This window comes from Anabaena sp. CCY 9402-a, from assembly GCF_963920945.1.
GTDB classification, from domain to species: domain Bacteria; phylum Cyanobacteriota; class Cyanobacteriia; order Cyanobacteriales; family Nostocaceae; genus Trichormus; species Trichormus minutissimus.
Map to the genome: position 1 here is coordinate 1 of NZ_CAWUDL010000041.1, position 14,345 is coordinate 14,345.

Sequence of the window (14,345 nt, forward strand, 5' to 3'; positions counted from 1 at the left end):
TTCTCCGAGAATTTGGTAAAAACTATGTAATTAATTTTGTTTAGCTACTTATATTAACAGGACTTACGCACAAAGGTTATTTGTTAAGAATGGGTGTAAGGGTGTGAGGGTAAGGGGTGTAAGGGTTTTGAACACCTACACCCCTATACCCCTTCACCCTCCCCCAAACCCTTGATTTTTCGTATCACTGCGTAAGTCCTAATTGTAAGTCCTAATTAAATATGATTCCTTTAGATCAATCTAGTTTTATTCGTGATTTTACTTTTTTCAAAATAAAATATAGAGATAATTTCCCTAGGCAAGTGAAGTATTGTAAAGCATTAAAGACAAAAATAATGAAATTATAAAAAAAAGATAATGAAATTATAAAAAAATAAAAAATCTCACGTAAAGTAGTTGATTTTCGATATAATTATTATTTAAGTATAATATTCGCTGAGTATTGAGAGCATTGCCGAAGAAAAGTTAGACATCAAAAAGGCTCTGACACATATACAGCAAGAGTTGATCTTATTCATCAATAAATTGATGTATATAGTTTTTAGGCATTTTTGAGAATTTAGTTAGTGTGTTTTCTTTTCCATAGCTAAGATTTGAGGCTATGTCTGGAGTAACAATGTTTAATGCCTCGTTAATCAGATAATCCTTGATTCAGGATTTGGACATCATAAATTTTCTCAAGTGATAATTTAGTGAAATTCCGGAATAAATCCTTCTTTTTTTGCCTTCAACACTAATATAAAATTACACCTTAACTCTTGGCTAGAGTATCAATTCAGTAATCAAAAACCCAAGCTATTAGTCATCTCATCCACATGATTAAATTGTCTCTGGCAGCTAATTAGGTAATAGCTATCTAGCTGCTTGATGGAAAGTCAAGGTGAATTTTTTCTTACTTTCAGTTTTACTTTGAGATGGGTAATTATTTATAGCGTTTCTCGATTGAGTGAGGTACAAGAAACCCATTCCTAGCCCCCTCTTCCGAAGTTCTGTTTGGCGGAAACAAACAGACTGCTCTTTCCCACGAAGAGGGGACTATGATAGACCTCATGTAATTAGGAAACGCTATAGATGAATTGGTGTTTTAACTTCCAGAAAAATTAGTAATTTCTTGTGTAGAAATTACTCAATCTTCTGCATTAGATTAATTAGCTGGAGTTGAAAGATGAATACTCAAGAATTATTAAATATTGCAGACAAAGTGGTTTATAAAGAATTTGGCAAGCACTTAACTGATTTACAAAGTGACTTGTTAAAAGCGGCTTGTGAGAATCAGACATACGAAGAGTTCGCTAATGTTTATGGCTACTGCCTTGATTATATAAAGAAGGATGTGGGGTGTGTTTTATGGCATTTACTATCTGAAGCATTAGGAGAGAAAGTTACAAAGAAGAACTTTCGACAAGCTTTAGAGCGATATCAAAAAGCTGAGAAAGTTGTGATTTATCACGAACCAGATAAAAAACAAGATTTGGGGATGTACCTAATGTTCTGGCTTTCTTGGGAAGCCGAGAAGAATTCGGCAACATTTGATAATCGATACCAGATTCTCGATGCTGAGTAATACAACTCTGTCTTGAAGTTAGGGAGTGGGGAGTAGGGCTAAAAACAGAATATTGATGATGAGGCGATCGCACCCAGCATCAATATATATTCACGACCAATTTGATTTGAAAGTTGTACTATAGAGATTCAGCATCAACTTGTGATTTTTTATGTCTGCTATGCCTCTTGTTTCCCCAGTTAACTCAAGCATCCCAGAAACAACAACTTTGCCGCCCTTACTCGGTGCTTCGGTGACGGAGTTAACTGCTTGGGTACAGCAGCAGGGACAACCTGCTTACAGAGGGAAGCAACTCCATGATTGGATCTATCACAAGGGAGTGCGATCTCTAGCTGATATTTCTGCGTTTCCGAAGCAATGGCGAGCAGATGTTGCAGATATCCCCATCGGACGTTCTCAGATTCACTACCGTTCTGTTGCAACAGATGACACTGTGAAGTATCTTTTGCAACTAGCTGATGGGCAAATCGTGGAAACCGTCGGGATTCCTACAGATAAGCGTTTAACTGTTTGCGTATCTACCCAGGTGGGTTGTCCAATGGCGTGTGATTTCTGCGCTACGGGGAAAGGTGGCTACAAACGTAATTTGGGCAGACACGAAATTGTTGATCAAGTATTAACAGTGCAAGAAGATTTTCAGCAACGGGTGAGTCATGTTGTCTTTATGGGCATGGGTGAACCGTTGTTAAACACTGAGAATGTTTTAGGCGCAATTAAATCTTTAAATCAAGATGTGGGGATTGGACAGCGATCGCTAACTTTATCTACTGTAGGAATCCGCGATCGCATCCGTGAGTTAGCCGAACACCATCTGCAAGTTACCCTAGCTGTGAGTCTCCACGCCCCCAACCAAGCACTGCGCGAACAACTTATTCCCAGTGCGCGTTCCTATCCCATCGAAGATTTAATGGCTGAATGTCGAGAATATGTGGAAATTACTGGCAGACGGGTAAGTTTTGAATACATCTTGCTGGCTGGGGTGAATGATTTACCAGAACACGCCTTACAACTAGCCAAGCGTCTACGGGGATTTCAATGTCATGTCAACTTGATTCCTTACAATCCCATTCAGGAAGTTGAGTATAAACGTCCTAAGAGCGATCGGATTCAAGCTTTTGTCACAGTTCTCCAACAGCAAAACATCGCTGTTAGCGTCCGCTATTCCCGTGGTTTAGAAGCTGATGCCGCCTGTGGACAATTGAGAATAAGTAATTCGTAATTAGTCAATATTAAGTAGGGTGTGTTACGGCTCTGCGAAGATTTGAGAGTTTGAGCGAGTACCAATGAGCCGTAACGCACCTCCTGACTGTGGTGGGTTAGGCGCGACTTTAACGGATAAGATATTCGTTAGCTAAAATTTGGGTAAAAGTGCTAGTCATGGTTGATCTGAAAGATGGTGTCAGCAGCTACTCATCTTGAGATACATACGAGGAAGTACCAGACTATTCTTGTACCTCATACTCTGTTATCCTCGTCTTAAGAGGTGTAAGTGCAGCATGAGTTGATATTAAAACAAATATTTTTTGCTGAACTGCCACGAATAAAGACTAAACTAAAAAGTCTTGCGCAGCAAAACTCCTAACTCATATCTAATGATTTAATCATGTCTAAGGTTCTCGTCTCCGATCCTATTGACCAGGCTGGTATTGACATTCTCTCGCAAGTTGCTACTGTTGATGTCAATACAGGCCTCAAACCAGCAGAACTAATAGAAATTATTGGTGAATACGACGCGTTAATGATTCGTTCGGGAACGCGGGTAACTCAAGAAATTATCGAAGCAGGTACTCAGCTGAAAATCATCGGTCGTGCCGGTGTTGGTGTAGATAATGTAGATGTGCCTGCTGCTACCCGCAGAGGCATTGTTGTAGTTAATTCCCCCGAAGGCAATACCATTGCTGCGGCGGAACACGCCCTAGCGATGATGTTGTCTTTATCTCGTCACATCCCTGATGCTAATGCTTCTGTAAAAAGCGGCGTGTGGGATCGTAAAACTTTTGTGGGATCAGAAGTATATAAGAAAACTATTGGTATCGTTGGCTTAGGTAAAATTGGCTCTCATGTGGCTGCTGTTGCCAAAGCTATGGGAATGAAACTACTAGCTTACGATCCTTTCATTTCTACAGAACGAGCAGAACAAATTGGCTGTCAGTTGGTGGATTTAGATTTGTTGATCCAGCAAGCAGACTACATCACCCTGCACATTCCCAAAACCCCAGAAACAACCCACCTCATTAATGCCGAAACCCTGGCAAAAATGAAACCCACAGCCCGGATTATCAACTGCGCTCGTGGTGGGATCATTGATGAAGCTGCCTTAGCCGCAGCCATTAAAGCTGGGACAATTTCGGGTGCAGCTTTGGATGTGTTCGAGTCTGAACCATTGGGTGAATCAGAATTGCGATCGCTTGGCAAAGAGATCATCCTTACTCCCCACTTAGGCGCATCCACAGCAGAAGCTCAAGTGAATGTAGCCATAGACGTAGCTGAACAAATCCGCGACGTACTTCTAGGACTACCCGCCCGTTCCGCCGTTAACATTCCCGGACTCGGCCCCGATGTCTTGGAAGAACTCAAACCCTATATGCAGCTTGCAGAAACCTTGGGGAAATTGGTAGGACAGTTAGCCGGGGGAAGAGTAGAGTTGCTCACCGTCCGCCTCCAAGGGGAACTTGCAACTAACAAGAGTCAGCCTCTAGTAATTGCAGCCCTCAAAGGCTTACTTTATCAAGCCCTCAGAGAACGGGTAAATTACGTCAACGCCAACATCGAAGCCAAAGAACGAGGAATTCGCGTCATCGAAACCCGCGACGCTTCCGCCCGTGATTACGCCGGCTCATTACGTTTAGAAGCCACAGGTACTTTAGGTACTCATTCTGTAACTGGTGCATTGTTAGGTGACAAGGAAATTCACCTGACGGATGTTGACGGTTTCCCCATTAACGTCCCACCTAGTAAATATATGGTGTTTACCTTACACCGTGATATGCCAGGAATTATTGGCAAACTAGGTTCTCTATTAGGAAGCTTTAATGTCAATATTGCCAGTATGCAGGTAGGTCGCAAAATCGTCCGTGGTGATGCAGTCATGGCTCTCAGCATTGATGATCCCTTACCAGACGGGATTTTAACTGAGATTACCAAAGTACCCGGTATCCGGGATGCGTATACAGTAACTTTATAAAGTGCTGAGTGCTGAGTAGGGAGTGCTGAGTAAGGAGTTTTGAGTACAGATGTGATTAATTTCGCCTGTAATCGGTGAAAAGAAAAGTTAGGAGTGAAAAGTTAGCAATCAACAAAATAACTCATTACTCATTACTCATTACTCATTACTCATTACTCAGCACTCAGCACTCAGCACTCATTACTCATTACTCAGCACTCAGCACCGGCTAAACGCCGCGCTACCGCTAACAGCACTCAGCACTCAGCACTGAAAAATGGCAAACACTTGGTGGGAACTACAGATTTTATGTGAACCAGCGTTAGAAGACTCTGTTTTTTGGCGATTGGAGGATTTTGGTTGTCGGGGTTCGGCTAGTGAAAGTAAGGGGACTGACTGCTTAGTCAAGGGTTACTTACCAATCTTTCAAGCAGAGTTACTAGATTTAGCTGCATTGGGGCTTTGGCTGCGCCAAGATGCCCTATGTGTAGGATTATCTAGTCCCACCTTGAATTGGCAGCTAATTGATGAAGAAGACTGGGCAACTAGTTGGAAACAATACTGGCATCCTCAAGAAATAGGCGATCGCTTTCTCATCAACCCCGCATGGCTACCATTACCAGAAAACTCAGACAGGTTAGTTATTCGTCTTGACCCAGGTGTAGCTTTTGGGACAGGTAATCACGCCACCACTCAATTGTGTTTGGAATCTCTAGAGATGCGTTTAAGTGAAGTCCCGCAGTCTTTTATGGGAACAGGTGGTAAACGAGAGCCTGTAATAGTTGCGGATATTGGTTGTGGTTCTGGTATCCTGTCAATCGGGGCAGTGCTATTAGGAGCAGAGAAAGCCTATGCGGTGGATACAGACCCCTTAGCAGTGCAATCAACTTTTAGCAATCGCGCACTCAATGAAGTTAGCCCGGAACGCATAGTACCAGCAGAAGGTAGCGTAGACATTTTAAAAAAACTAATTGAACGGCCAGTAGATGGTATCGTCTGCAATATTTTGGCTGATGTGATTATTCAACTAGTACCAGAAATTACCGAAATATGTAAATCTAGCACCTGGGCTATTTTCAGTGGGATTTTAATAGAACAATCAAACTCTGTAGCTGAGGCTTTAGAAAAACATGGTTGGGTCGTCGCTACTATGTGGAAACGCAAAGAGTGGTGTTGTTTAAATGTGCGCCGTTCTTAACTTTATTTAGTAACGTGATCAAAAAATCTTTAGTCGGTGTGAAATTCATCAAAAATAATATTTAGAGACGTGAATTTTCACGCCTCTAAACTTAACATTAGTTAAAGTAAACCTTGCAGACGTTGGACTAACTGCGGGGTTTGCAATACACCCTCAATGCGATCAACTGGTTGACCTTGCTTAAACAATACTAGTGTTGGTAGAGCATAAATTTCATACTGACTGGCCAGTTCTGTGTATTTTTCAGTGTCAATTTTGACAATACGCAAACGGTCTTTTAGTTGAGTATTTACTTGCTCTAAAATCGGCCCCATCATTTGACAGGGGCCACACCATTCAGCATAAAAATCTACTAAAACAGGTACATCAGAATCAGACAGCATCTCGTCAAAGCTGTTGAATTGTTTTTTAGTAGTCATGTGACACACACCAATTTTTTATTGATTGAATTCAATCTTAATGTCTGCTTTCTAGAAACGGTGTAACATTATTTTGTTTTTATTGTTGCGAAATAGATTGGAGATCGAGAACTGGTGACTAGGAAAGAGATTTTGGCTATCAAATGCTTTTTTGAATTTTGAATTCCTGATCAGTTCTAGGTACAAATCACCATAAAATAATTAGCGCGGTAATTAAAAATTTTGAGGAATAGTTCATGGCTGTTTTAAGTGAAAATTTAAAAGGGCAAGTAGCAGTTGTTACGGGGGCTTCAAGAGGAATTGGCCGAGCGATCGCACTAGAATTAGCCACCTATGGAGCAACTGTAGTCGTTAACTATGCTAGTTCCAGTGATGCTGCTGACAAGGTGGTATCAGAAATTACTGGTGCTGGAGGTGAAGCGATCGTGCTGCAAGCTGATGTTTCCCAAGCAGATCAGGTAGATGCCCTCATCAATGCTGTCATGGACAAGTTCAAGCGCATTGATATCTTAGTCAATAATGCTGGAATTACCCGCGATACCTTACTTTTGCGGATGAAGCCAGAAGATTGGCAAGCAGTAATTGACCTAAATTTGACTGGTGTATTTTTATGTACCCGTGCCGTTAGTAAAATCATGCTCAAGCAGCGTTCTGGGAGAATTATTAGTATTACCTCCGTGGCTGGACAAATGGGTAATCCAGGTCAGGCTAACTACAGCGCGGCTAAAGCAGGTGTGATTGGCTTTACTAAAACCGTTGCGAAAGAACTCTCTTCTCGTGGGATTACCGTTAACGCCGTTGCGCCCGGTTTCATTGCTACCGACATGACAAACGACCTCAAAGCCGATGAAATTCTTAAATACATCCCCCTAGGTCGCTACGGTCAACCAGAAGAAATTGCCGGGATGGTACGCTTCCTCGCAGCTGATCCCGCAGCCGCTTACATTACAGGACAGGTGTTTAACGTTGACGGTGGGATGGTGATGGCTTAGAGAGTGGTGAGTGAGTGGTGAGTGCTGTTAGCGGTAGCGGGGCGTTTAGCCCGTGCTGAGTGAGTATTGTTAGCGGGTCTCATAAATTCTACCCAGTCCCCAGTCCCCAGCCCTTCAATGAGTAGATTTGCAATGAGTGGATTTTAGATTATTCAATCCAAAATCTAAAATCCGTCTTGAAAAGTTTCCTACGGCGGGAAACCCGCCTACAGAACTTTCCGCAAAATCTAAAATTCCCAGTCCCTACTCAACACTCTCAAGGCTGCTGGCGTAGCCTTTGCCAAACTGTAAAGCCAAGCAGGAGGATGATACTGCTGCTAGTGGTCATCATTACAGCCAAGCTCATACCTTGGATTCTCATTGCTAGCAAGTTGCACAATAAAGTGATTAACCACAGAGTAAATGCAGCTCGACGTTGGGAGAATCCCCAAGCGAGTAAACGGTGATGTAGGTGGTCTTTACCGGGGGTACTGAGGGGATTTTTGCCTGCTAATAACCGGCGGATAAATACTTGCGTTGTATCTAGCACTGGCAACAACAAGAATAAAATTGAGGGGCCAAGAGCATATATGGTATTACGTTGTAGGTTACCTAAAATACTTGTTGCCGCCAACACATAACCAAAAAAGTATGCCCCAGCATCACCCATGATGATCCTTGAAGGATGGAAGTTATGGCGCAAAAAGCCTAAAGCTGCACCACCCAAAGCCGCTAAAACTAAGGTGGATGCTGCACGATTGGGAAATTGGGCGCAAACTCCTAGTAAACTCATGGCAGTAATAAAACTGATTCCTCCAGCCAAACCATCCATACCATCCATCAAGTTGACAGCGTTGGTAATACCGACAATCCACAGCACTGTCAACAACATTGAAAAAATGGAGTCAATTGGCGTACCTAGAGGAACATCAACGCTAATACCATTGGCAAAAAGTAACAATGCCGTGATAATTTGCGCCCACAAGCGCACAGAGGGGGGTAATCCGAACTGATCGTCAATAAAGCCGACCAAGACTAGAATTGAACCTCCCAGTAAAATAGTCAATACCTGAGCTAATACATTTTGTAGTTCAATGGGTCGTAAAAGTATAGCTAATACCAATGCGGCAATTACTCCCGCATAAATAGCTAAACCTCCTGCATTTGGCAATGGTTCTCGGTTGAGTCTTCGCGCATTTGGTTGGTCAGCCCAACCCACCCGCAAAGCAAATTTACGTACTGTGGGAATTAAACGCCAAGTTACCAACCAGGCCAATATAAACGTAAACACTACTGCCAACCAGCCGGTGCCGCTAGGGTTAGCAATGCCAATAGACCTAAGGGAGTTCTCGAAGTTCAGATTCATCTCCCGATTTAACCATCACTGCCAGTATCCTACATGAGCATCAAGTGTATATTAATCAATTTTTTTGATTTTCAGATGTGATTTCAGACGGTTGGGTACTTAGCACTCTGAACCAGTGAGTGCTAAATTGTCTAATGGAAACGCTAGAGAAAGGGAACATGGCAAAAATTATTTCGTTTAATGAAGATTCACGTCGGGCTTTAGAACGCGGTGTGAATGCCCTGGCCGATGCTGTAAAAATCACTTTGGGGCCAAAAGGTCGCAACGTGCTTTTAGAAAAAAAATTTGGTATACCCCAAATCGTTAATGATGGTATCACTGTCGCGAAGGAAATTGAATTAGAAGATCCTTTAGAAAATACTGGAGCTAGACTAATTCAGGAGGTAGCATCTAAAACTAAAGATGTAGCTGGAGACGGGACAACAACTGCTACAGTTTTGGTACAAGCCTTGATTAAAGAGGGGTTGAAGAACGTCGCCGCCGGTAGCAACCCAGTTAGCTTGAAGCGGGGGATCGACAAAACTACTGAAGCCCTAGTAGCAGAAATTGCCAGAGTAGCCAAGCCAGTAGAAGGTAGTGCGATCGCTCAAGTGGCAACTGTCTCGGCTGGTAACGACGAAGAAGTCGGCAAAATGATCGCCGAAGCAATGGCAATCGTCACCAAAGATGGTGTAATCACCGTTGAAGAATCTAAATCTCTCATCACTGAACTAGAAGTAGTGGAAGGGATGCAGATTGATAGAGGTTACATTTCCCCCTACTTCGTCACCAATAACGAACGGATGATAGTAGAGTACGAAAATGTGCGTATTCTGATCACCGACAAGAAAATCAGCAGCATCCAAGAATTAGTCCCTGTGTTGGAAAAAGTTGCCCGCTTGGGTCAACCCTTGCTGATCATTGCTGAAGATATAGAGGGAGATGCTTTAGCAACTTTGGTAGTTAACAAAGCACGGGGTGTATTGGCTGTAGCTGCAATTAAAGCACCTGGATTTGGTGAACGCCGCAAAGCCATGTTGCAAGACATTGCTATTCTCACCGATGGACAGATGATTTCCGAAGAAATCGGTCTCAACTTAGATACCGCTACCTTGGAAATGCTGGGAACTGCCCGCAAAATCACCATCGATAAAGAAAACACCACCATTGTTGCTGGTAGTTCTGCCAAGCCAGAAATACAAAAACGGATTACTCAAATTCGCAAGCAGTTAGAAGAAACTGATTCCGAATATGATCAAGAAAAACTCCAAGAACGCATCGCCAAGCTAGCTGGCGGCGTGGCAGTGATTAAAGTGGGTGCAGCTACGGAAACCGAACTCAGAGACCGCAAGCTGCGTATTGAGGACGCACTCAACGCTACTAAAGCGGCTGTAGAAGAAGGTATCGTTCCTGGTGGTGGTACAACCTTGATTCACTTGTCTACCAAGGTTGACGAAATTAAGAACAGCCTTGTGGGAGAAGAAAAAATTGGGGCTGATATTATCAAACGCGCCTTAGAAGCACCCTTATGTCAAATTGCTGACAATGCTGGTGCTGAAGGTGCTGTAATCGTCTCTAAGGTCAGAGACAGCGCATTCAACATGGGTTACAACGCTGCGACTGGGCAATTTGAAGACTTGATTGCGGCTGGTATTATTGACCCTGCGAAAGTAGTACGTTCAGCTTTGCAAAATGCTGCTTCTATTGCTGGTATGGTTTTAACCACTGAAGCGATTATTGTGGAAAAACCAGAGAAGAAAGCTGCTATGCCTCCTGATGCCGGCATGGGCGGCATGGGCGGTATGGGCGGCATGGGCGGCATGGGTGGCATGGGCGGCATGGGCGGCATGGGTATGTTCTAGGGAACAGGGAACAGGTGACAGGGTGTTTATTACTCTGTCACCTGTCACCTGTCACCTGTCCCAAAACATTAGGGGCAACTTCACCACGATCGCCTGCTGAAAGCAGATGAACCTAGGGAAGCTGCCCCTAAATTTTACTTAAACTTACTTTACAAAAGTTTACCTTTACCAACTCTCCAAAATTCAGCCGTTCTTAATTTTGAATTTTGAATTTTGAATTTTGAATTGGTTTTACTCAGCAGTTGCGAGTTCAGTGTTGCCGCGTGTGCGTCGGCGTGTCAAGGTGTTGAACAACATCACACCAATTGCTTTGATTAAGTTACCTTCCAATTCTTGGAACATCTTCATGTTCATACCAAAGGCGGCATTTGCTTCATTAACAATGCGATCTCCTGCTGCATCATCAAGAGGTAGTTCATCCAAAGTTTGACGATATTTAGTTTTAAATGCCTTCTCGTCGCTAATATCTGCAAACTCATAGAAAGCTGTGCCTTGTCCATCACCAAGGTTCATCGCTGTCACAGCAATGTTTTTGAGAATTTGTCCGCCAGACAAGTCACCCAAGTAACGAGTGTAAGAATGGGCAATTAATAATTCTGGTTCGGTAGCTGAAATTTCCCGAATACGTTTTACATAAGCTTCCCCGGCTGAAGATAACTGGATTTGTTCCCGCCAGTTAGCACCATAGTAATAATTCAGGTCTTGCTCTAAAGTATGCTTACGGTTTAGTTGGGGAAAGTTAATTTTAGAAACAATTGGATGCTGGCTGTGCTTTTCCATCTCCTCTTCCATCGCCGAGTAGATGTAGTAAAAGTTAGCCACTAACTTCCGGTAAGAGCTTTTTTCTACCACTCCTTTTAAAAAGCATTTGACAAAACCCACATTTTCTGCCATTGTGTGTGCTTTTTTTGTACCAACACGCAGTTTGGTTGCTAAATTGCTGCTCATATTAAATTTCTCAACTTTAAAGGGTCAACTGCCGGAGTTGTGAATTACAAACGGCTAAAAAATGCCATTAAAAAGTTAGATTAAAACTATTTGATGAGAATTTATATTAAAATTTTTTAAGCAAGAAAATATTCTAGTGAGTAGTGAGTGGTAAGTTGAATTTTTTACTGGTTAGTTATTTCAGCAAGCTCTAGTTATTTTTCTAGTTTAAATTCATGAATAAGCAAGTTCATCTTAGAGACTAAAGTCTTTATGCCAAGAAAATAAATCAAAATCAAAAACCCAGACTTCATGAGCCTGGGTTTTTAAAATTATATATTTTTTAAGTTTTAACTGATGTTAGACATCACCGCAATAGTTTGTGCCAATCAATCGGTTATTTTTGTAGACTAAAACTTTGCCATAACCTTGATCTTGAACAGCAGCATAAAGAAAGTTGGCATTTCTAAATCTGTAAACTACTTCTCCATTTCCATTACGTCTAACTGTTCCACCATTGAGTAAAAGATTAGGACGGTTGAGGGTAGTAGGAATATTGTATGCTGCATAACGTAAACCGCCATTATTGAGGCGAGAAACTTCAACATATACATTTTTAGCACTACAGCTAAATACTCTTGTATTAGCTAGAGCAGAGCTAGGCATTCCTAGAATAGCAGTTAATATTGAAGCTGTTCCTGTAGCTGTAGCTAAGATAGCTGAAATAGCTTTTGCGTTCATATGAGTAATTCCTAAAAGCTTGTATGCTTTAGATACAAAATCAGGGTTTCACTTTTCGGATTGTCAGAAAATAAAAACTAGAGTCATCTGATTTGATTCAGAACCCTGCTTTATTTAAAAAAGTGGGTTTATTGACTTTCCCCAAATAATTGAGGATGGTTATTTAGTTTTTACGCGCTGTTCCGTAACTAAAGTTAAGCTTACCCATTCGCCCTGATTGTTATAGCACCTAACCATGCGTTGGCGTAAATTCGCTTGAATTAACCAACCCACTTCTAAAATTAACCCCTGGTGTACCTGCATTTTAAGGGGAGAAGTTGCAGAAGCACCATTAGGTAATAGCAAAACTTGGATCTGTTTTTGTGGATTTTCGTCAAAGAGGATGATAGAACCCTTAATAGTGGCTGTAGAGGTAATTGTGGGATGCTCGCCAAAACTCAAACTCTGAATTAATCGCCCATTATCGTCAAGTTGTAGTTTGAGATTTGTCGAGACAGTCTTAAGGGGACTCCAATCAGGATATATTGTCGTAGCTTCACCTTGCCACTCTCCCAACAAGTCATCTATTTGTAAAGGTGGATTTTCTACTGGTTCACTACCAGCTAAATGTTCACGAATGAGAATTAGTCTATCTAGTTGACTATCTTTATCGAATAACTGAACTAGACGTAAGCGACGATTTTCATGGATTAATCCTAGTTCTGCACCAAACTCACCAAAGGGTGCAAGCTGAAGTGTACCTTGGGAAAATGCTCCATTAGGGAAAAATAGCGTACTTTGGGATAAAGAACTGTAGTCTAAAACTAAATCTGCTTGTCCTTGACGACGAACAACCTGATGAATAGTTTGGTTATTGTTGAGACCTTCTAAGGAAACTACACTTTTGATATCTTCTAAAAGTTCCCCTTGGGGTGATAAGCGAGTGAATGATCCTTGCCATTCACCGAGGTTTTTTAACAAATATTCCCATTGAGAATTCATATTTGGTGCTAAGTGCGATATTTTCTGGAAATTTCCAACACAACCTTGTAGAGACGTAGCATTGCTACGTCTCTAATTTTTCGGCGATGTCTAATTATGCTTAATAACGAATCCGTGGATCAACATAAGCGTTGAGAATATCAATCAAAATGCTTGCACTCACAACGATCGCACCAAAAAATACTAGTACACCCTGCACTGTGGGATAATCGCGATCAGAAATGGCTTGATATAGCCTATTTGCCAACCCCGGCCAAGAAAATGTCACCTCAGTTAAAATTGCTCCCCCCAGCAAGGAAGCAAAGGTTAAACCCAAAACAGTAATTACGGGAATCAGAGCATTTTTCAAAGCATGGGAGACTAAAATTTTGTTTTCAGAAATACCTCTAGCCCTAGCAGCTTCTACATAGTCAGCACGGAGAGTTTGTTTTAAGTTGACGCGGACAATTCTCTCAAAAATGCCACTCAGCAAAATGCCTAACGTGAGACTGGGAAGAGCTAAATGGTGTAAAGCCGCGAAAAATTGGCTAAAATTACCAGCTAGTAAGCTATCAATGGTATATAACCCAGTAATTGGCGATGGTGCTGGAAGATTGGGCGGAAAGCGGTTGGAATTAGGAAACCAGCCCAATTGCACTGAGAAAATCAACTGTAACAGCATACCTGCCCAAAACATAGGTAGGGCATAGGTGATAATCCCAAATAACCGCCCCCCAATATCAAAACCTGTTCCGGGACGAGACGCGGACAGTGTACCAACCAGGATACCCACAATCAGAGCCACCGTCATACTAGATATTGCTAACTCTACAGTTGCCGGAAAATGTTGTCCGATAATATTCCAAACCTGCTGTCCCCTGCTTGTCAAAGACGTGCCTAAATCAAACTGGAGCAAATGACCTAAGTAATTAAGATACTGTAGCCACAAAGGTAAATCTAAACCTAATTGTCTTCTTAATTCTTCTTTAGCAGCTTCCGGCGCACGTCCACCCAGAATCGCATCTGCTGGATCTCCTGGTGTAGCTCGTAGTAATAAAAATACAATGGTAATGATAGTTAATAGCTGCAATGGTGCTAAGAGCAAGCGAGAAACAATGTAATATTGTAGAGCTTTTGATCGAGACATATTTATAAATTCAAAATTCAAAATTCAAAATTTAAGAAATCAATTTTA

At 42.0% G+C, this 14,345-nt stretch carries 12 protein-coding genes; 6 read left to right on the forward strand and 6 right to left on the reverse strand.

Going from position 1 to position 14,345, the window contains the following annotated elements; genetic code table 11:
* The first annotated feature begins 1,165 nt into the window (after nt 1-1,165).
* The 4 genes from ACM0OR_RS16100 (at nt 1,166) to prmA (ending at nt 5,925) form a co-directional block, all read left to right on the forward strand.
* Nucleotides 1,166-1,564, forward strand: coding sequence for a hypothetical protein (locus tag ACM0OR_RS16100; RefSeq protein WP_414577361.1), 399 nt, complete (start codon nt 1,166-1,168; stop codon nt 1,562-1,564).
* Nucleotides 1,565-1,715: 151 nt separating this feature from the next.
* Complete coding sequence (gene rlmN / locus ACM0OR_RS16105) at nt 1,716-2,783, forward strand: 23S rRNA (adenine(2503)-C(2))-methyltransferase RlmN (RefSeq protein WP_414577362.1); 1,068 nt, start codon at nt 1,716-1,718, stop codon at nt 2,781-2,783.
* 384 nt (nt 2,784-3,167) lie between these two features.
* The gene (serA, locus tag ACM0OR_RS16110; RefSeq protein ID WP_414577364.1) at nt 3,168-4,748 is read left to right on the forward strand and encodes a phosphoglycerate dehydrogenase; all 1,581 of its coding nucleotides are present in this window, start codon (nt 3,168-3,170) and stop codon (nt 4,746-4,748) included.
* A 256-nt stretch (nt 4,749-5,004) separates the two neighbouring features.
* On the forward strand, nt 5,005-5,925 hold the full coding sequence (prmA, locus tag ACM0OR_RS16115; RefSeq protein ID WP_323265162.1) for a 50S ribosomal protein L11 methyltransferase: 921 nt from the start codon (nt 5,005-5,007) through the stop codon (nt 5,923-5,925).
* Nucleotides 5,926-6,026: 101 nt separating this feature from the next.
* Here the strand turns inward: prmA and trxA are convergent, their stop codons facing one another.
* The gene (gene trxA / locus ACM0OR_RS16120) at nt 6,027-6,344 is read right to left on the reverse strand and encodes a thioredoxin (protein ID WP_414577365.1); all 318 of its coding nucleotides are present in this window, start codon (nt 6,342-6,344) and stop codon (nt 6,027-6,029) included.
* Nucleotides 6,345-6,580: 236 nt separating this feature from the next.
* On the opposite strand from trxA, the gene fabG reads away from it, so the two are divergent.
* Nucleotides 6,581-7,336 carry a 3-oxoacyl-[acyl-carrier-protein] reductase gene (gene fabG, locus ACM0OR_RS16125; RefSeq protein WP_414577366.1) on the forward strand — a complete coding sequence of 252 codons (756 nt, stop codon included), beginning with the start codon at nt 6,581-6,583 and terminating at the stop codon, nt 7,334-7,336.
* A gap of 256 nt (nt 7,337-7,592) precedes the next feature.
* On the opposite strand, the gene ACM0OR_RS16130 is transcribed toward fabG, so the two are convergent.
* Nucleotides 7,593-8,675 (reverse strand): MraY family glycosyltransferase, encoded by a 1,083-nt coding sequence (locus ACM0OR_RS16130; protein ID WP_414577406.1) that lies wholly within the window; start codon nt 8,673-8,675, stop codon nt 7,593-7,595.
* 164 nt (nt 8,676-8,839) lie between these two features.
* Between ACM0OR_RS16130 and groL the strand changes: the two genes are divergently transcribed.
* Nucleotides 8,840-10,522 carry a chaperonin GroEL gene (groL, locus tag ACM0OR_RS16135; protein WP_414577367.1) on the forward strand — a complete coding sequence of 561 codons (1,683 nt, stop codon included), beginning with the start codon at nt 8,840-8,842 and terminating at the stop codon, nt 10,520-10,522.
* A 231-nt stretch (nt 10,523-10,753) separates the two neighbouring features.
* On the opposite strand, the gene ACM0OR_RS16140 is transcribed toward groL, so the two are convergent.
* The 4 genes from ACM0OR_RS16140 to ACM0OR_RS16155 all read right to left on the reverse strand — a co-directional run bounded on the left by ACM0OR_RS16140 (nt 10,754) and on the right by ACM0OR_RS16155 (nt 14,297).
* Nucleotides 10,754-11,470 (reverse strand): heme oxygenase (biliverdin-producing), encoded by a 717-nt coding sequence (locus ACM0OR_RS16140; protein ID WP_414577369.1) that lies wholly within the window; start codon nt 11,468-11,470, stop codon nt 10,754-10,756.
* Between the two features lie 339 nt (nt 11,471-11,809).
* Nucleotides 11,810-12,190 carry a hypothetical protein gene (locus tag ACM0OR_RS16145; protein ID WP_414577370.1) on the reverse strand — a complete coding sequence of 127 codons (381 nt, stop codon included), beginning with the start codon at nt 12,188-12,190 and terminating at the stop codon, nt 11,810-11,812.
* 159 nt (nt 12,191-12,349) lie between these two features.
* The gene (locus ACM0OR_RS16150; RefSeq protein ID WP_414577371.1) at nt 12,350-13,171 is read right to left on the reverse strand and encodes a DUF3598 family protein; all 822 of its coding nucleotides are present in this window, start codon (nt 13,169-13,171) and stop codon (nt 12,350-12,352) included.
* Between the two features lie 100 nt (nt 13,172-13,271).
* Nucleotides 13,272-14,297, reverse strand: coding sequence for an ABC transporter permease (locus ACM0OR_RS16155; RefSeq protein ID WP_190701171.1), 1,026 nt, complete (start codon nt 14,295-14,297; stop codon nt 13,272-13,274).
* Nucleotides 14,298-14,345: the final 48 nt, after the last annotated feature.